This window comes from Pseudoflavonifractor sp. MSJ-30 (genome assembly GCF_018918045.1).
Taxonomy (GTDB): Bacteria; Bacillota; Clostridia; order Oscillospirales; family Oscillospiraceae; genus Faecousia.
Map to the genome: position 1 here is coordinate 18713 of NZ_JAHLPU010000026.1, position 19642 is coordinate 38354.

At 56.1% G+C, this 19642-nt stretch carries 14 protein-coding genes and 1 pseudogene; 8 read left to right on the top strand and 7 right to left on the bottom strand.

Features of this window, described 5'->3' with window-relative positions; translation table 11 throughout:
* Positions 1–88: 88 nt before the first annotated feature.
* The 7 genes and pseudogenes from KQI10_RS04070 to KQI10_RS04100 all read right to left on the bottom strand — a co-directional run bounded on the left by KQI10_RS04070 (position 89) and on the right by KQI10_RS04100 (position 9098).
* Positions 89–484, bottom strand: coding sequence for a DUF3899 domain-containing protein (locus tag KQI10_RS04070; RefSeq protein ID WP_216566132.1), 396 nt, complete (start codon positions 482–484; stop codon positions 89–91).
* Complete coding sequence (locus KQI10_RS04075; RefSeq protein WP_253285130.1) at positions 481–1686, bottom strand: ATP-binding cassette domain-containing protein; 1206 nt, start codon at positions 1684–1686, stop codon at positions 481–483. The genes KQI10_RS04070 and KQI10_RS04075 overlap by 4 nt, the downstream gene beginning before the upstream one ends.
* On the bottom strand, positions 1676–3418 hold the full coding sequence (locus KQI10_RS11910; protein WP_371818350.1) for an ABC transporter ATP-binding protein: 1743 nt from the start codon (positions 3416–3418) through the stop codon (positions 1676–1678). Before KQI10_RS11910 ends, KQI10_RS04075 begins: the two co-directional genes overlap by 11 nt.
* Positions 3419–3433: 15 nt before the next feature.
* Positions 3434–3844, bottom strand: a pseudogene (locus tag KQI10_RS11670) (ATP-binding cassette domain-containing protein); the annotation flags it as partial.
* Entirely contained in the window at positions 3844–5379 is a 1536-nt protein-coding gene (locus tag KQI10_RS04090) for an ABC transporter permease (RefSeq protein WP_216566134.1), read from the bottom strand. The pseudogene KQI10_RS11670 and the gene KQI10_RS04090, both read right to left, overlap by 1 nt.
* Complete coding sequence (locus tag KQI10_RS04095; RefSeq protein ID WP_216566135.1) at positions 5376–6329, bottom strand: ABC transporter permease; 954 nt, start codon at positions 6327–6329, stop codon at positions 5376–5378. The genes KQI10_RS04090 and KQI10_RS04095 overlap by 4 nt, the downstream gene beginning before the upstream one ends.
* A gap of 231 nt (positions 6330–6560) precedes the next feature.
* Positions 6561–9098: an ABC transporter substrate-binding protein gene (locus KQI10_RS04100; protein ID WP_216566136.1), complete on the bottom strand. Its 2538-nt coding sequence runs from the start codon at positions 9096–9098 to the stop codon at positions 6561–6563.
* 664 nt (positions 9099–9762) lie between these two features.
* Between KQI10_RS04100 and murI the strand changes: the two genes are divergently transcribed.
* From murI to pckA, 8 genes are all read left to right on the top strand, one after another.
* Entirely contained in the window at positions 9763–10569 is an 807-nt protein-coding gene (murI, locus tag KQI10_RS04105) for a glutamate racemase (RefSeq protein WP_216566137.1), read from the top strand.
* Entirely contained in the window at positions 10559–11188 is a 630-nt protein-coding gene (udk, locus tag KQI10_RS04110) for a uridine kinase (RefSeq protein WP_216566138.1), read from the top strand. Before murI ends, udk begins: the two co-directional genes overlap by 11 nt.
* Positions 11189–11325: 137 nt before the next feature.
* Complete coding sequence (locus tag KQI10_RS04115; protein WP_216566139.1) at positions 11326–11961, top strand: HAD family hydrolase; 636 nt, start codon at positions 11326–11328, stop codon at positions 11959–11961.
* The gene (locus KQI10_RS11800; RefSeq protein ID WP_256445298.1) at positions 11958–12083 is read left to right on the top strand and encodes a hypothetical protein; all 126 of its coding nucleotides are present in this window, start codon (positions 11958–11960) and stop codon (positions 12081–12083) included. Before KQI10_RS04115 ends, KQI10_RS11800 begins: the two co-directional genes overlap by 4 nt.
* Positions 12073–13566 carry an MBOAT family protein gene (locus tag KQI10_RS04120; RefSeq protein ID WP_216566140.1) on the top strand — a complete coding sequence of 498 codons (1494 nt, stop codon included), beginning with the start codon at positions 12073–12075 and terminating at the stop codon, positions 13564–13566. The genes KQI10_RS11800 and KQI10_RS04120 overlap by 11 nt, the downstream gene beginning before the upstream one ends.
* Before the next feature lie 8 nt (positions 13567–13574).
* Complete coding sequence (locus tag KQI10_RS04125; protein ID WP_216566141.1) at positions 13575–14615, top strand: hypothetical protein; 1041 nt, start codon at positions 13575–13577, stop codon at positions 14613–14615.
* Positions 14616–14892: 277 nt separating this feature from the next.
* Positions 14893–17226, top strand: a complete 2334-nt coding sequence (locus KQI10_RS04130) for a glycogen/starch/alpha-glucan phosphorylase (RefSeq protein WP_216566142.1) — start codon at positions 14893–14895, stop codon at positions 17224–17226.
* A 605-nt stretch (positions 17227–17831) separates the two neighbouring features.
* Positions 17832–19436: a phosphoenolpyruvate carboxykinase (ATP) gene (pckA, locus tag KQI10_RS04135; RefSeq protein ID WP_216566143.1), complete on the top strand. Its 1605-nt coding sequence runs from the start codon at positions 17832–17834 to the stop codon at positions 19434–19436.
* Positions 19437–19642 lie beyond the last annotated feature (206 nt).

Here is a 19642-nt window from a genome sequence, read left to right on the forward strand (position 1 = left end):
TGGTTCTTTGTAAAGCTGATCATGTCTCACCCTGATTTTACAAAAAAATCCAGCCGCCGTAAAGAGGGAACTTTCGGCGGCTGGGATTTTATGCGGTCATTTCGAAAACGATCAGAAGGACGGCAGATACGGCCAGCCACACAAGGCCCGCGTACAGCAGCCCCGCGGGGCTTTTGCGCTTCTTCGCCTTCCGGGCCTGGTATTCCTGCATGGTCTCCTGGTCCCGGGCGTTGCCGATGCTGGCACCGGGCACATGGAGATGGAACACGGACTGCACGCCGTAACCCAGCACGTCAAAGACTCCCTGGTTGGCAACGAACCGAAGCACACCTACGCCCAGCAGCAGCACTGCTGCCACAAAGCAGCCGTCACACAGCTGGCGCAGGGTACCGTAGCCCTGATCCCGGTTGATGAGAATCACCAGGGCGCAGAGCACAGCGCCCACGGCAAAACTCACCAGAAAGCTCTTCAGCTTCTTGTTCATTTGCTCAGCTCCTGCTGATACTTGGCAAACTCCGCGTCATTGCACTGAACGAAGTGGCCCGGAGCGACTTCCCGGAAGCTGGGCTTGTCCACAGAGTAGTCGTGCTCAGCCAGAGGGTTATAGGTGATCCGCTGGCGCTTCTTCTCGTACACGGGGTCCGGCAGAGGAATGGCGGACAACAGGGACTTGGTATAGGGGTGCAGGGGGTGGGCGAACAGTTCGTCAGAGGAGGCCATCTCCACCATTTTGCCGAAGTACATAACGCCGATGCGGTCGGAGAAGTACTTGACCACGGACAGGTCATGGGCAATGAAGAGAATGGTCAGGCCGAACTTCTCCCGCAGCTCGTTCAGCAGGTTGATTACCTGCGCCTGAACGGACACGTCCAGAGCGGACACAGGCTCATCCGCGATGATCAGTTCAGGGTTCATAATGACGCTGCGGGCCACGCCGATACGCTGCCGCTGGCCACCGGAGAACTCATGGGGATAGCGGGTGGCATGCTCAGGCACCAGGCCAACCAGTTCCAGCATTTCATTGACCTTCTGGGTAATGACCTGATCGTCCCGCTCACCCTGAATGACCAGGCCCTCGGAGATGATCTCCTTGACGGTCATACGGGGGTCCAGAGAGGCGATGGGGTCCTGGAAGATCATCTGGATCTGGGTCACAAGCCGGGTCTTCCTTGCCTTGCGAAGCTCGTTCCTGTACTCGGCCTCCAGTCTGGTTTTCTCTTCGCCGGACGCCTTGGTCAGCAGAGCCTCATACTTTTCCTTCACGGCAGCTGTCCGCTGCTGCGCGTAGACCTTGTCACAGTGTTTCTGATCGGCATCGGCTTCCTTCATCAGGCGGCGCTGCTCGGAGATGGTCTTCTCCATCTCCGCCTTCAGCGCGGCGGCATTCTCGGGATGCTCACTGGAAGCGGTCTTGTAGTCCTCTCTGGCCTTTTCAATGGTGTTCTTGTAGGACTGCTTGCCCGCGGCAATGCGGATGCCCTTGAAGAACACACTGCCGGAGGTAATGTTGTACAGCTTGATGATGGAACGGCCGGTGGTGGTCTTGCCGCAGCCGGACTCGCCGACCAGGCCAAAGACCTCGCCCTTCCTGATCTCAAAGCTCACATCGTCCACAGCCTTGGTAGGTCCGAAGTACTGGCACAGATGGTCTACCTTCAGCAGGACTTCCTGGTTCTTATTCTCCATCCGCGGCACCTCCGTTCTTTTCCTTCATTCTGCGAATACGGTCAACAATGATCTTGGGCATTTCCACCTTGGGCGCATCGGGGTGCAGCAGCCAGGTGGCGGCATAGTGGGTATCGCTGATCTTAAACATGGGAGGCTGCTGCTCGAAATCGATCTGCATGGCATACTTGTTCCGGGCCGCAAAGGCATCACCCACAGGGGGATAGATCATATTGGGGGGTGTACCGGGGATGGCTTCCAGCTTCTCGTTGGTGTCCAGATCCGGCATGGAGGACATCAGCGCCCAGGTATAGGGATGGGCGGCACGGTAGAAGATATCCTCGGCGGTGCCGTACTCCACAATCTTTCCGGCGTACATAACAGCCACGCGGTCGGCCATGTTGGCCACAACGCCCAGGTCATGGGTGATAAAGATAACGGACAACTGGCGCTCCCGCTTCAGCTTATTAATCAGCTCCAGAATCTGGCTCTGAATGGTTACGTCCAGAGCGGTGGTGGGCTCGTCGCAGATCAGGATATCCGGGTTGGCGGCCAGGGCGATGGCAATGACGATTCTCTGCCGCATACCGCCGGAGAACTCAAAGGGATACTGGTTGTAGCGTCTGTGGGGTTCGGCAATACCAACCTCGTCCATCAGCTTGATGGCGCGGCGCTTGGCAATGCGCTTTGTTACTTTGTCCACAACGCCGGAGGCGTTTGCCTTGAAGAAATCCACCAGTTCAATGGCCTGCGCCTTGTAGTCCCGGTCCTGCTTCCGGGCCAGCAGCTCCTGATAATGCTCAATCAGACGGGTCAGCAGGTGGTCGATGTTCTGCTTGACCAGCTCCATATCCACAGTGGAGGCGGCGGCGACTTCCCAGTCAGGAGTCTTGCCCCGGGCAACCAGCTTGTCGTGCTTCCGCTTGTCCTTGTCGTGAGCCTTGATGGCCTTGGCATTGCCGGCAATGGCGTGGAAGTAGGTATCCAGTTCGCTCTTCAGACTGGTGGAGAAGGTATGGGTCAGAGAATCCTTGTGGATGTTCAGAGAATCCACCGTGGCCATAACAGCGGCGTTCAGAGCCTTGTGGGTATCATAGGACTCTTTCTTATCCAGGTTCTCCCTGCCGAAAACGCTTCTGGCCTGCTCCAGCGCTTCCACAGCCTTGGCCATGTTCTCATAGGAGGTATTGGCGGTGTACTTCAGCGCGGCCACGGTATTTTCCAGGAACTCGTTCATGAAATGACCATCCAGATATCCCAGCAGGAACTCGTTCAGTTCCGGAACAGGCATAGCAGGCAGAGGCTCGTTGGCAAAGGTCACATAGTAACCCATGCGGAAGAAGTTGGGGGCCTCCTTGGCCATGGCGGAGCGGAGAATCTCCCGGATCTCCCGCATGGCGGAGAGAGTCCCGGACTGGTCTCCGGACTTTCTGCCATCCTTATAGAGCTTGTTCAAAGAACCGGCCAGAGACTTTATCTGCTCGGCCTCTTCCTTGACCACATACTCGTTGACGGAGGCGGCGGCCTGAACGGCGATATCATTCACCCGATCGGTGGCGTCCTTATCCGCCTGCTTTTCCAGCTCAAAAATCAGAACGTCCAGATCGTCCAGAGCCTCCTGGGCGGCCTCATGGGCCTTTGCGTAAGCAGCTTCCAGCTCGATATGCTTGAACTCAAACTTGTCGAAGTCCTTGCACATCTGGGTGAGACGGGCGGCCTTTTCGGAGTCATTGGGAGCCAGCGTCTGGATCATGGCGGTATTCAGGCCCTTCAGGGTATCGTTGAAGTTCCTGCGGCTCTCCCGCTGGCGGGCCTTGCCTTTCAGGAGCATAGCCTCGGTCAGCTGGCGGCCGATTTTGACAATGGGGTTCAGGCTGGACATGGGGTCCTGGAAGATCATGGCGATCTTGTCGCCCCGAATCTTGTGGAACTCCTCCTCGCTGATCTTCAGCAGGTCCTTGCCGTCATAGATAATCTCGCCGGACTCGGTGACGGCATTGTTGGCCTGAATGCCCAGAATTGCCTTGGAGGTCACGGACTTGCCGGAGCCGGACTCGCCCACGATGGCCAGGGTCTCGCCCTTGGCCAGGTCAAAGTCAATACCCCGAACAGCCTGGACCTTACCGTTGGAGGTGCGGAAGGATATCCGCAGATTACGCACTTGCAGTTTGGTTTCCATCAGTCGTCCTCCCCTCTGGTAGTCGGGTTAAAGGCATCCCGCAGGCCGTTGCCAAACAGGTTGAAAGAGATCATCAGCAGACTCAGGAAGATGCTGGGCCACAGCAGCGTATGAGGCGCGCTTGTAACGGCGGCATTGCCCTGGCTCAGCAGGGTGCCGATGGTGGTGCCGGCGAAAGCGGACAGATCCACAATGCCAAGATAGGAAATGGTGGTCTCAGACCGGATAACGCTGGGAATAACCAGAGCGCAGCTGGTGATAATGGTGCCGATGGCATTGGGGAAGATGTGCTTGAACATCAGCCGGGCATCGGATGCGCCCAGAGTACGGGCAGCCATAACGAATTCCTGGCCCTTGAAGCGGTAGAACTGCTTCCGGGTCAGGGCGGCCATACCGATCCAGCCCGTCAGCACGAACGCGAACAGCAGCGACGGTACAACGCCCCACTTCTGTGCCAGATGCAGCTGGAACAGGGTGATAACGACCACAAAGGGCAGGCCGGACAGGATATCGGAAATACGGTCCATGAACAGGTCAATACGGCCGCCGTAGTAGCCCTGAATGGCGCCGTAGATGGCGCCGATGGTCAGGTTGATGGCGGAGACCAGCAGAGCGAAAATCAGAGAGAACCGTGCGCCAACACCAACGGCGGCAAACAGGTCCTGACCCATGGAGGTGGTTCCGAAGACGTAGCTTGGCTCATGGCCGTTCAGGTACTGGTAGTAGTTGTAGTAGCACACACGAGCCTGAACAGAGCCGGACTTCTTGGCGGAGTAAATATAGCTGCCGTCGTCGCCCGCAATGCGCAGGGAGTTGTACTCCGCGCCCTCAATGGACTTCTTGGTGCAGTAGACCGGCTGCAGATTGCCATCGGCGTCCAGCACGGCGCTGCCGCTGCCGTCCACCTGATACCAGATATTGGGGGTATCCGTGGAGCCGCCGATGTCGGCAGGGTCTACATAGGGGTAGATGACCTGAATGCCGGTCTCGTTCTGCCAATCCTGAATTTTCTGGAACTCGGCATAGGAGAACACGCGGTAAACAATACCCAGCTCATAATACCGGTTCACGTACAGATCGTAGGTCTTCCGCTCTACCATCTGGCCCCGGTACTTGACGGTGGTGACGTTTTCCTTCACCACACCCAGCACAGGCTCCATTCCGGTCTCCTGGGCGATGCCCTTCCAGTAGTTCATGGAAGTCTCATTCTGGCTGGAATGTACCTTGGCGCCGTCCATAATACCAATATGCAGCTTGGCAATGGAAGGAACATAGGAGGGGTAGTTGATATACAGTTTGTCCTTATCGTTGATGGAATAGGGGGACAACAGCGGAGAAATCAGAGAAAACAGGATCAGAAAAGCAAGAATCCAGGCAGCAACCACAGAGGACTTGTTCTTGGAGAATCGCAGCAGGGCATCCTGGAAGAAGCTGCGGGACTTGGTCTCCAGCCGCTTGTCGTGGAGCTGGGCATCCATTTGGACGAACCGAAATTTCTCCTGGGGAATATGTTCAAAATTCGTATTATTGCTCATTTCTTAGACCCCATTCTGATGCGCGGATCGATAAAGCCGTAGCTGATATCGACCACAAGGTTGGCGACCAGTCCGATTGCGGTGTAGAAGCAGGTGGTCAGCATGAAGATCGGGTAGTCCTGGGCGTTGATGGCGTCAATGGTCAGGCGGCCGACGCCGGGGATGGAGAAAATCTTCTCAATGATCAGGCTGCCGCCCAGAATGCTGACGAACTCGCCGATGATGGCGGGAACGACGACTACGAAGCAGTTCCGCAAAGCGTGGCGCACAGTGGCCTGAGCCTTGGTCAGGCCCTTGGTCCGTGCCAGCAGCATGAATTCGCTGGTCAGCACCTCCGTCAGCTCCGCCCGGGTGGTCCGGGTAAACGCGGCAACGGTGCCAAAGCCCAGGGACATGATGGCGGGAATCATACTGACAAACATAGCGGGGCTGAACCAGTCGGTGCCGGACTTCATCAGGAAAGGCAGCCAGCCCAGCTTATAGCTGAATACATACTGGATGATAAAGGCGTAAACGAAGTTGGGCACAGAAATGACCACCATGGTCAGGGTAGAAATGGTATAGTCCACCCAGGTATTCTTCTTCAGCGCCGCGAAGATGCCGAAGGCAATGCCCAGAGGAATGCTGAACAGCACGGAATAGAGGTTGACAATAACGGTAGCGGGCATTCTCTGGGAGAACAGCTTCACGACATCCTGTCCGAAGAACAGCTTGTCGCTGACGCCCCAGTTGAAGTCCGTTACAATATCCTTCAGGAATATTCCGAACTGGACCATATAGGGTTTGTTGTAACCTGCCGCTTCCCGGCGGGCCTCAATGACGATGGTATGGGGGTCGCCTGCGGGCAGCTGTGCCGGCGGAAGCATCCGGATCAGCACAAAGCACATGCAGGTAATGATCATAAAGACGATCACCATGTAGACAATTCTTTGGAGACTGTATTTGAGCAATTTGCCTTCCTCCCTGTTTATTTTTTGAAACCGCAGACCTTGCGGGGCATTTTACCCTGTTATAACAGGGAATAGGCTCAGCCTTTCCGTTTCCGGGAGGGCTCAGTCCATTCCCCATATACAGAAATCGACTGTAATGGGGGCCGAAGCCCCCATTACAGCTGCGTTAGAGTTTTCTCAGTGGAAACTGGCCTTTGGGCGCTCCGATAGGCTCGGAGTTTCCGTTAAAAATTAATAGGTCAGCTGGCCGCCCTGCTCAGCAATGTAAGCAGCCCACTCGGCGTCGTTGTAGTTGTATCTGGTGTAGGGCAGTCCGCCGTACTCCATGACGGGGTTGTAATCCTCGGTCACGTAGTAGACCTGCTGGCTCAGCAGAGCCATGCTGGAATCCTGCAGCATGGGCAGGTAGTCGTAGGTCTGCAGGACCTTGCCCTCGATGCCGGCCAGGATGGTCAGACGAGTCTCAACCTCGGCAATGCCTTCACCGAAGTTGTAGTCGGTACCGTTCACGGTGACGGTAGAGCCGTTCAGGGCATCGGACCACTGACGCAGGTTCATGGTCAGCTCCTTGCCGTCGATGGTCAGGGTCAGATCCACAGTGGTGGCATCGAACCAGCCAGCGTCATACTGATAGACGGGGTTGACGTACAGGTCAGACAGGGAGAAGGGGTTCATCTTGGAACCGGTCCAGCCGGCCAGAACGGTGTCGGACAGACCGGACTTGATCTTGTTGGTCCAGTCGTTGCCGTAAGGAGCGGACTTGACGAACTGAACCTTGCCGTCGAAGGGAGTGCCCTTGGTGACTTCGTTCATCTTCTCATTGAGGTAATCAATGGTCTTGGTCAGGAAGTCGTTGTCTGCGGACATGCAGTACTCGATGGTCACAACCTGGTCGGAGACACCGTCGCCGTCCTTGTCGGTGATGTAGCCCTTCTCCAGAGCCTCGTTGAAGGCCTCGGTGAACAGCTCCTTGGCAGCCTCGGGATCGTAACCGGTGATGGAAGCAACAGCCTCATCCAGGTTGGCGTACTTGCTGGTATCCACGGAGTAGAAGTCGCACAGGACCTGCTTGGCCTGCTCGGAGCTCCGATAGGTGTCGCCGGTCTCGGGGTTGTAGATATAGGTGTTGCCGATGATGCCGTAGCCGCCGGAACGGGCGGGAGAAATGGTGCTGGCGAACAGCTCCTTGTCGTAGGTAACAGCGACAGCCTTCCGGAAGGAAGTCAGCGTCATGGTCTGCAGGTCCTTGGTGGTATCGTCAAAGTCAGCAGCGGCCTCACGCTCATCCAGAACGCTCTTGTTGCCGTTCAGGATCAGGAAGAACAGGGTCTCCTTGGGGATGCGGTGGCAGAACTCGGAGTTGCGGTAGGTGGCGAAGTCGTCAGCGGTCAGGCCGTAGCCCATCAGCTCGCCCTTCAGGAACATCATCTTGTTGGTGGATGCCTCTTCGATCTGCTGGCAGTCGATAGCGGTGGTCTGGTACATGGGATAGGTGTTGCCATCGGTGGGATCGACGTAGACGTGCTTGCCGTCGTTCCAGCCGTACCAGTTCTCGTTCTTCTCCAGGCGCAGAGCCTTGCCGGACTGGAAGGAGACCAGCTTGTAGGGGCCGTAGGAACAGGTGGTCTCCACGCTGGTGTCATAGGTGGAGGTCTTCTGGTCCTTGTTCAGGCACTCGTCGTACAGGTCGGTCTTGACCAGCCAGTTGGAGGTCAGGGAGTACAGCAGGTTGAAGCCGGCCAGGCTCTTGGACAGGGCCATGGTGATCTGGTAGTCGCCGGACTTGTACAGGCCAACGTTCTCGAAGGGAACCTCAGCCCACTCCTCAGCGTAGACCAGATACATAGGCAGGGTGGAGCCGTCGGTCTCGCCCCAGGCTTCGTTGCCGGTGACCAGAGTGGTCAGGGCGTCCAGGGTCTCGTCGGTCAGAGGAACAACGCCGTCAGCGTTCTCGTTGGCGGTCAGGGTCTCGTACTTGGAAACATCGAAGTACTGGTCGCCGTAGTTGTCAACGTAGTCCTTCAGGACTTCGCCGCCCAGCTGCTCGCAGCCAACGCCCAGAGCAACATAGACCTTCTTGCCGTTGGTGTCCACATACTGGCCGTCCTCACCCTTGGTCAGGTCGGCGATAGCGTCGGCGTTGGCCTCATAGGTGGTGGTGCCGCCCTTGGCGTAGCTCTCGGCGTTGGCAATGCACATGCTCTGCGCATAGTAGTCGGAAGCACGGTAGTTCAGCATTTCCGGATCCAGCAGACGCTTCATGGATTCCACATAGTCGTCGGCGGTGATGGGGGTGCCGTCTTCCCAGCAGGCGTTGGGGTTCAGGTCGATGGTGTAGGCGTAACCGGCGGTCGCGCTCTCGGGAATGCCAAACTCGGGATGATCCTTCTTGACCTGCTCGGTCACATCCACAGGCTCGCTGGCGGCCATCTCAGGCACGAACTTGTAGCCGGTGAAGGGAGCCTTCACGTTGCCCTCGGTGTCCTCAACGGGATTCAGCTCGTCATTGAAGATGAAGGTGTAGAAGCCGACCTGAATGAGAGTCTGCAGATAGGCATCGTCATTGGTCTGGTAGGTGTGGGGATTCCAGTTGGCAGCCAGCAGAGGAACGGAATCCTTATAGGTATAGGTCGCGTTGTCTGCAGCTGCGGTTGCTTCGGTGGCGGCGGTGGCAGCGGCCGTGGTCTCGGTATTGCTCTTGTTGGAGCAGCCGGCGAACACGGAAACAACCATCAGAACGGCCAGAAGCAGTGCGAGTGTTCTTTTCATTTCATTACCTCCAATTAAATTTCTATAGAAACGGATGTCTCCGTAACATAGACATTCTCATTCCTCTCTATTTGCAGGAAGAGGCGGGGGAAATTTCATTTCTCTCACGGACATTTGTCTTTTCTGAAAGAGTGGGTCTATTTTACCACAGATATAACAATATTTCAATCCATTTTTTACAGTTTGGTTATATTTTACTGTTTTTCTCTTTTCAGCAAGGGCAGCGTGCTTTCACCCGTGTACAGTTCCGGTTTATTTGTGCACTTTTCGACTATTTTTCGTCTTTTCTTCCAAGTCAAATGTCTTTCTTTCACGGACTTCCAGTTCAGTGGCCTTCCGCGGAATGTGTTTCTCCCGAAAAGACATTTTTCTACCGGTACAACTTTCAGATCCGGGAGATTCATTTTGCGAAGAATCCTCCGTCCGGTCCGGGCGTGCCCCGGCAGTAGGTGCCAACCTTTGTTCCCGTCCGGGCAGAGGCGGCGTGTACGGCCCTCCGTACTATCCGTAGTATATGGCATGTGTTTATTTGTAAACGGCATGGCGCGCGATTGTCACGAACCTTTGCTCCTTATCTTGCATTCTTCTCATCTTTTTGCTATAATCTCTCCGTACAAACCCTTCCGGCAGAAGCACAAAAATCTACACAAAGCAGGTGGAACGGTTGAACACCAAAGAGGATTATATTGGGGTCTTCGACTCCGGCGTGGGCGGCATCAGTGTGCTGCGGCATCTGCGGCGGGTCATGCCCAATGAAAGATTTTTATATTACGGCGATTCCGCCAACGCGCCCTATGGCATCCGCACCAAGGCCGAGGTCCAGGCTCTGAGCTTTGCGGTGGTGGAAAAGCTCATGGCCCGTGGGCTGAAGGCTCTGGTCATCGCCTGCAACACCGCCACCTCCGCCGCCGTAAAGGAGCTGCGGGAAAAATACCCCGACCTCATTATTGTGGGCATTGAGCCGGCCCTGAAGCTGGCGGCAGACCGATATCCCGGCGGCGGTATCGGTGTTATGGCGACGCCCATGACATTGTCCGAGGAAAAGTTTGCCCGGCTGCTGCACCGCTACGATGTGACCTGCGATATTTACAAGATTCCCGCCCCCCGGCTGGTGGAGATTGTGGAAGCCGGCAAAGTAGACACCCGGCGGACCATAGATATGCTGCAAAGGCTCTTTACCCCCTACCGGGGACGGCTGGACGCTCTGGTTCTGGGCTGCACCCACTACCCCTTCGCCTCCCATACCATCTCCCGTATTTTGGGCGGCCAGGTGGACATTCTGGACGGCGGCGACGGCACTGCCCGGGAGACCCGGCGGCGGCTGGATGAGGCGGGGCTGCTGCGGGAAGGCCCCGGGGAAGTTGTTATTGAAAACAGCTGGAATTCGCCGGAAATCCTGCGGCTTTCCTGGCGGCTTCTGGAGGGAAAAAGTCTGACAAATCACTGGAAGGAAGAGAAAGATGGAAAATGAGGACATTCTGGTCATCGGCATCGCCGGCGGCAGCGCCAGCGGCAAGACCACTTTGATGAAAAATCTGATTGCCGACTGCGAAGACGAGGTCACGGTTTTAAGCCACGACAACTATTACAAGCGCCATGACGACCTGACCTACGAGGAGCGCAGCCGTCTGAACTATGACGAGCCTGATGCCTTCGACACCAGCCTTATGGTCTACCATCTGGACCAGCTGCGCCACGGCCACAGCGTAGAGTGCCCGGTGTATGACTTTGCCATTCACAATCGCAGTGAGGAGACCATCCATCTGGAGCCCCGGCGGGTCATTATTGTAGAGGGCATTCTGATTTTTGAGAACCGGGAACTGCGGGACCTGATGGACATCCGTATCTTCGTGGACTCCGACGCTGACATCCGCCTGTGCCGCAGAATCAAGCGGGACGTGGAAAAGCGGGGCCGCTCCTTGCAGAGCGTGCTTCAGCAGTACCAGCAGACGGTGAAGCCCATGCACGAGCGTTACGTGGAGCCCAGCAAGAAATACGCCCATCTGGTAGTGCCGGAGGGCGGCAAAAACGTGGTGGCCCTGGATATGATCATCAGCCGGATCAGACGGCATCTGAAAGAGAACGGGTAAGGGCAATTGACAGTTGACAATTAAGGAGCTTCCTTCGGAAACAAATCAAAGAATAATTTCAAACCCGTCCCGCAGGGACACAATAATTGTCAATTGTTCATTGTCAATTGTCAATTCGTTACAGTAAGGAGGACAATTTGGAAAGTCTTATTTTTGACATCGACGGCACCCTCTGGGATTCCCGGGCTTTGGTTGCCGAGGGGTATAATATCCAGCTGCGCAGGGAGGGCATGACCGATCGCTTCGTGACCGCGGAAACCCTGCGGCCGCTTTTCGGCAAGGTCATGACGGAAATCGCTGACGCGCTGTTCGGGGATCTAGCTCCGGCGGACCGCTATTCTCTCATGGAGCGGTGTATGGCCACGGAGAACCAATATCTCCACGAGAACGAATGTCCCATCGGCTATCCCAAAGTGAAGGAGACTTTGCTTGCCCTTTCCAAAACCCACCGGCTGTTCATCGTCAGCAACAGCCAGCAGGGCTACCCGGAGCTGTGCATCGGCAAGCTGGGCCTGGACGGGCTGATTACCGGCCATCTGTGCTTCGGCGATACAGGTACGGACAAGGGCACGACCATCCGCACTCTTTTGGAGAAATACGGCATCACCTCCGCCGCCTATGTCGGCGACACACAGGGGGATATGGAAGCAGCCTATGCCGCGGGCCTGCCTTTTGTCTGGGCGGACTACGGTTTCGGAACGCCGGAAAAGTATGACCTGCGGATATCCGCTTTTGAGAACCTTCTGTCTTTGGAACAGGAGGGGAATCTTTGAGCATCTCCATCGACACCTGCCGCATGGAGTGCCAGCGTCTTGCGGACCCCATGGGCAAGCCTTTAATGGCCCCAATGCAGCTGCGGGACCTGGTCGAAAGGAGCCCGGCGGATGCTGTTTAACTCCTATATCTTCGTCCTGCTGTTCCTGCCGCTCTGCCTGGTGGGCTGGTTCAGCCTGAACCGTCTGCCCAGCCGGAAGCCTGCGCTGCTGTTCCTGCTGGGAATGTCTCTGTGGTTCTACGGCTACTTTAACCCCAAGTACATTCCAATCATTCTGTGCAGCATCGGCGGGAATTATCTTCTGAGCCGTCTGATGCAAAAGGCCGCCGCTTCTGAGAACGCGCAGCAGAGGACTGCCCCTCCTCGCAAAACCATTCTTCTGGCGCTGGGGCTGCTTGCCAACATCGGCGTGCTGTTTTACTACAAATACATGAATTTCTTTCTGACCGAAGCCGGAAGCATATTGGGCGAAACCTTCACTCTGCACACCATCGTTCTGCCCCTTGGCATCAGCTTCTTCACCTTCCAGCAGATCTCCTTTCTGGTGGACAGCTGGCGGGGAGAGACGGAAGCGTACAGTTTGTTGGAATACGCCTGCTTTGTGGCCTATTTTCCCCAGCTGATTGCCGGTCCCATTGTGACACATGATGAACTGATTCCCCAGCTCCGCGCCCCGGAAAACCGGAGGCTGAACTGGGACAACCTGGCCCGGGGCCTCTATCTTTTTTCCCTGGGGCTCGGCAAAAAGGTGCTGCTGGCGGATCTTTTCGGCAATGTGGCCAACGTTGGCTTCAACGGAGTGGACGCATTGGACAGCACCGGGGCGCTGGTTTCCATGCTGGCCTACACCCTGCAGATCTACCTGGATTTCAGTGGCTACTGCGATATGGCCCTGGGCATCGGAAAAATGATGAATATCAATCTTCCAGGAAACTTTGACTCGCCTTACAAAGCCCTGGATATCCAGGATTTCTGGGATCGCTGGCACAAAACCCTGACCCGTTTTCTGACACGGTATGTTTACATTCCTCTGGGCGGCAGCCGGAAGGGGAAGCTGCGGACCTACGTCAATGTAATACTTGTATTCCTCATCAGCGGTCTGTGGCACGGGGCCGGCATGAGCTTTCTGTTCTGGGGTGTCCTCCACGGCGCGGCCTCTGTGCTCACCCGGATGGTCAAAGCGTCTCCCGGACTTCAAAAGCTGCATCCGCCCAAATGGCTGCGCTGGCTGCTGACCTTTGCATTTCTGAATATCACCTGGGTCTTTTTCCGGGCCAATTCCCTGTCTGAGGGCTTCCGATTTATCTCCGCCCTGTTCTCCGGGAACTTCGGTCCTGTGGCGGAGGGTTATCTTTCCGCCTTCCATCTGCCGGAGGTCACGGCCCTGCGCCGGTGGTTTTCCATCGACTCGCCCAACTATCTGGCAATGCTCATCGGGTTCTTCCTGCTGAATCTGCTCTCCGTTCTGTTCCTGCCGAATGACTTGGAAAAGACAGAGCGCTTCCAGCCCACCGCCGGACGGATGGTCTATGCAGCCGTCGTGTTCGTGTGGAGCGTTTTCTCCCTGAGCGGCGTCAGCACATTCCTGTACTTTAATTTCTGAGAGGTTCTATGAAAAAGACAAGCAAAGGCTGGGCCCTGGGCTTTTTCGGTGCGGTAGGTGTGCTTCTGCTCCTGCTGTGCGGGAAGACCCTGCTGCTGGATCCCTATTTTCACTATCACAAGCCCCTGCCCGGGGTCGCCGTTCCGGGACTGGACAGCCGCTACCAGAATGACGGGATTCTGCGCAATTTTGACTATGACACCATCATCACCGGCTCCTCCATGGCAGAAAACTTCAAGTCCTCCGAGTTAGATGCTCTGTTCGGCTCCACCTACCACGAAATCTATCTGCAGACCCAAACCGCCCTGAAGCGGACGCCGAACCTGAAAATGGTGTTCCAGTGTCTTGACTACAACGGTCTGATCCGTGACCCCCAGGAGCTGCGTTATGACGCAAGCTGGTACCCTCAATATCTTTATGACGACAATCCCTTTAACGATGTCTATTATCTGATGAACAAGACCGTCCTTCTGACGGCTACAGACTATGTCCTGCAGCAGACTCTGGAGGGAAAACCCGCCTTCAGTATGGACGAATACTGCCGGTGGGCAGACTGGTACACCCTGGGCCGTGACGCGATTAACGAGACCTATACACGGCCCGGCAAATCAACCGCCACCCACCCGCTTACGGACGAGGACCGGGCAACCATTCAGGAAAATCTGGAGTTGAACGTCCTCTCCCTGGCAGAAGAAAACCCGGATGTGACCTTTTATCTGTTCTTCAGTCCCTACAGCATCTTCTTCTGGGACCGCATGGACCGCACCGGCAACCTGCAGCGCCAGCTGGACGCGGAAAAATACGCCATTGAGCTCCTGCTGACCTGCGACAACATCCGGCTGTACTCCTTCTTTGACGAATACGATATGATATGCGATGCCGATAATTACCGGGATGCCGGCCATTACGGAGAGCATATCAATTCCCGGATGCTCCGGTGGATGCGGGAGGATGCGCACCGCCTGACAAAGGAAAACTACGAAAACTACTGCGCCGCCAATGCCGCCTTCTACGGTTCCTATGATTATGACGCGCTGTTTGCGCAATAAGGTCTTTTCATCCCCGGTGTCTTCTTCGGGTAGCTGAAACTGGTTGTAAGGTACAAAAAATCCTTTCGGAGGTAGTAAAATTCACGAAAACGAAAGCGCTTTTCCAGAAATTGCTTGACAACGGATTCCGAAAACGCTACTCTATACATCGGGCGCGCGCTTTGGCGGCGGCATTTCGCGCCGTCTGCCGCGGCGCCGCGGACCAATGCAGAGGGACCTACCCCCTGTTATTTTGAAATCTTACGGCGGAAGCCGTATTTTGGATTGGAGCATGAACATGAGTTACAACTGCACAAACATCCTCAAATGGACCGAGGCACAGCTGAAATACACCTACGACGTCACCTTGCAGGAAGCCACCCCTCAGGAACTGCATGAGGCTCTGGGCGAGGCTGTCATGATGGCCATTTCCGACAACTGGAGCAGCAGCAAGAAGGCCCGTCTGCAGCAGCGGAAGGCCTACTACTTCTCCGCCGAATACCTGATTGGCCGGTTGGTTTACTCCAACCTGTACAACCTGGGCATTCTGGACGAGATGAAGCAGCTCTTTGCCGCCCAGGGCGTAGACCTGGCCGTGCTGGAGGACATCGAGGACGCCGCTCTGGGCAACGGCGGTCTGGGCAGGCTTGCCGCCTGCTTCCTGGACAGCGCCGCCTCCTGCGATCTGCCTCTGTCCGGCTATGGCCTTCGGTACAAGTTCGGCCTGTTCAAGCAGAGCTTTGACGAGCAGGGCAGCCAGAAGGAGAACGCGGACGACTGGTCCAAGTATGGCGATCCCTGGTCTTACCGCCGGTATAACCATACCGTAAAGGTCAAGTTCCCGGACCACACCGTGCTGGCCGTTCCCTACGACGTGCCCATCATCGGCTACGGCACGCACAACATCAACACCCTGCGTCTGTGGCAGTGCGAGGCCGAGGAAGAGCTGGACTTCAACGCCTTCAACGACCAGGATTACCTGCGGGCTCTGGATCAGAAGAACAAGGCCGAGGACATCACCCGTGTTCTCTACCCCAATGACTCCACCTGGGAGGGCAAGCGTCTGCGCATCAAGCAGCAGTATGTGCTGTCCTCCGCCTCCCTGCAGGATATGCTGCGGACCTTCAAAACCGCCCATGGCAACGACCTGAGCCGGTTTGCCGACTACTATGCCGTGCAGCTGAACGACACCCATCCCGCCATGTCCATCCCCGAACTGATCCGGCTGCTGATGGAAGAGGGCATGGATTTCGAGCAGAGCTTCTCCATCGCCCAGCGGACCTTCTCCTACACCAACCACACCGTCATGTCCGAGGCTCTGGAAAAGTGGCCCCTGGATTTGCTTGGCAGCGTCGTCCCCGAGATCGTGGACATCATACGCCGCATTGATGAAAAGCTGAAGTGGGAGCACCCGGGTCTCTACATTATCAAAGACAACACCGCCCACATGGCGAATCTCTCCGTCTACGTCAGCACCTATGTCAACGGCGTGGCCGAGATCCACAGCCAGATTCTGAAGGACGATCTGTTCCGCGACTGGTACCAGGTCTTCCCCGACCGTTTTCAGAACAAGACCAACGGCGTGACCCCCCGGCGCTGGATGGGCCTGTGCAACCCCGAACTGACCCAGATGCTGAAATACCGCATCGGCGGTGACTTCCTGAAGGATCTGGACAAGCTGGCCGATCTGAAGCCCATGATCGACGATGACATGGTCCGTCAGTTCAACGCCATCAAGCGTCAGAAGAAGGAGCAGCTGTGCAAGGTCATTGCCGAAAAGGAAGATGTCCAGCTGAACCCCGACTTCATCTTTGACGTCCAGGTCAAGCGGCTCCATGAGTACAAGCGTCAGCTGATGAACGCTCTGTCCATTGTGGATATCTATTTCCGTCTGAAGAACGGCGAGCTGCCTGACTTCCATCCCACCGTGTATATCTTCGGCGCCAAGTCCGCCCCCGGCTATGCCCGGGCCAAGGCCATTATCCGCTATATCAACCGGATTGCAAAGATGATCAACAATGATCCCGCCGTATCCGATAAGCTGAAGGTGGTCTTCGTTCAGAACTACAACTGCTCCTACGCCGAGCATATCATCCCCGCCGCGGATATCTCCGAGCAGATTTCCCCTGCCGGCACCGAGGCCTCCGGCACCGGCAACATGAAGCTGATGCTCAACGGTGCCGTGACTCTGGGTACCCTGGACGGTGCCAATGTGGAGATTGCCCAGGAGGCCGGCATGGAGAACGAGTATATCTTCGGCCACACCGTGGAGCAGATCAACGCCGCCAAGGACAGCTACTATGCCCGGGGCATCTACGACACCGACAGCCACCTGCACCGTGCCATCGACACCCTGGTGGACGGCACCGTTCCCACGGACGATGCCCAGAAAGAACTGTACCATGCCCTGCTGGACGGCGCCTCCTGGCACAAGGCCGACAACTACTTCGTGCTGCTGGACTACGCCTCCTACATGGACGCCAAGCTGCGGGTAAACCACGACTATGCCGACCGGCTGGCCTTTGGCCGCAAGTGCCTGGAGAACATCGCCTCCGGCTCCAAGTTCTCCTCCGACCGCACCATCCGTCAGTACGCCGACGAGATTTGGCACATCAAGCCCGTGCGGTTCTGATTTTAAGTGCAAAAACGCCCCGCCGCTTTCCAAACGGAGAGCGGCGGGGCATTCGTTTACGGCAGATGCATTGACAACAAAGGCGTTTCCTTCGGAAGCAAATAAGAGAATACTTCAGATTCCGTCCCGGAGGGACACCATAATTGTCAATCATGCCTCCCCCAAGGCCGCGCTTTGCAAGGCCGCGCCTTTTTCGTCCGGCAAATTGCCCAGTTTTTTCCTCTCTTTCTTTTACCATTTTGCCGTTTTGCACATACGACAAAATCCGCAGCCTGTCAGCCGCGGATTCTGCAACAAAAAAGAGGAGAGGAAAATGAAAAAGATCAAAATCAAATCTGATTTGTCTTTAGTATACCCGGAAGATGTGAAGAAAGAAAGGGGATAATTATTAAGTTCCTGTGAAGATGTAAACAAATTTTGTACATTTCGGAGAAAGTGTCAAGCAGTAAAAAAATATCGAAAAACCTGTTTACAATCTGGATTTGTTGTGTTAATATGTATGTGGTGAACCTCGGGTTTTCCCGAATTGGCTTTACCAATTTGTGTTAAAAAGCGGTTTTCCGCTTCTACTTAACGCCATAATTAAAAATCAGGAGGAACCAATCATGGAAACATACGGCATTGAAAAGTATGGCATTACCGGTACCACCGAAATCGTCCACAATCCTTCCTACGAGGCTCTGTACGAGGAAGAGACCAAGCCCGGCCTGACCGGCTACGAGGTTGGCCAGAAGACTGAGCTGAACACCATCAACGTTATGACCGGCATCTACACCGGCCGTTCCCCCAAAGACAAGTACATCGTCATGGATGAGAACTCCAAGAACACCGTGTGGTGGACTTCCGACGCGTACAAGAACGACAACCACCCCATGAGCGAGGAGACCTGGAAGACCGTTAAGGAGCTGGCCATCAAGGAGCTGTCCAACAAGAAGCTCTACGTTGTGGACGCTTTCTGCGGTGCCAACAAGGATACCCGCATGGCCGTCCGCTTTATTGTGGAAGTGGCATGGCAGGCACACTTTGTCACCAATATGTTCATCCGTCCCTCCGCTGAGGAGCTGAAGAACTTCGAGCCCGATTTCATCGTCTACAATGCCTCCAAGGCAAAGGTCGAGAACTTCAAGGAGCTGGGCCTGAATTCCGAGACCTGCGTGGCCTTCAACATCACCTCCCGCGAGCAGGTCATCATCAACACCTGGTACGGCGGCGAGATGAAGAAGGGCATGTTCTCCATGATGAACTACTACCTGCCTCTGAAGGGCATTGCTTCCATGCACTGCTCCGCCAACACCGATATGAACGGTGAGAACACCGCCATCTTCTTCGGCCTGTCCGGCACCGGCAAGACCACCCTGTCCACCGACCCCAAGCGTCTGCTGATCGGCGACGACGAGCACGGCTGGGACGACAACGGCGTGTTCAACTTCGAGGGCGGCTGCTACGCCAAGGTCATCAACCTGGACAAGGAGTCCGAGCCTGACATCTACAACGCCATCCGCCGGGATGCTCTGCTGGAGAACGTCACTGTGGATAAGGACGGCAAGATCGACTTCGCCGACAAGTCCGTCACCGAGAACACCCGTGTGTCCTATCCCATCGACCACATCAACAACATCGTTCGTCCCGTTTCCACCGCTCCCGCGGCTAAGAACGTGATCTTCCTGTCCGCCGATGCTTTCGGCGTTCTGCCTCCCGTGTCCATCCTGACCCCCGAGCAGACCCAGTACTACTTCCTGTCCGGCTTCACCGCCAAGCTGGCCGGCACCGAGCGCGGCATCACCGAGCCCACCCCCACCTTCTCCGCCTGCTTCGGCCAGGCCTTCCTGGAACTGCATCCCACCAAGTACGCCGAGGAGCTGGTCAAGAAGATGCAGGTTTCCGGCGCCAAGGCTTACCTGGTCAACACCGGCTGGAACGGCACCGGCAAGCGTATCTCCATTAAGGATACCCGTGGTATCATTGACGCCATTCTGTCCGGCGCCATTAACACCGCGCCCACCAAGACCATCCCCGTGTTCAACTTCGAGGTTCCCACGGAGCTGCCCGGTGTGGATCCCGCCATTCTGGATCCCAGAGACACCTACGCCAATGTGGCCGACTGGGAAGCCAAGGCTGCCGATCTGGCTGGCCGGTTCGTCAAGAACTTCGCCAAGTACGAGGGCAACGAGGCTGGCAAGGCTCTGGTCGCCGCCGGTCCCAAGGCTTAAGGCCTGAAAGTGTTCGTTTTCACGGTACCAGCAGGGGGATTTTCCCCTGCTGGTATCTGAAATTGCGGCAGTGGGGTGAATCTGTAGGGATAAACCGGGCGCATCCGCCAAAAAAGAACCGTGTCATTGCGAACCAGTGCGCACACTGGTGTGGCAATCTCCCGGTTACTCGCACGCACTGAATATCCGGGGGATTGCCACGACAG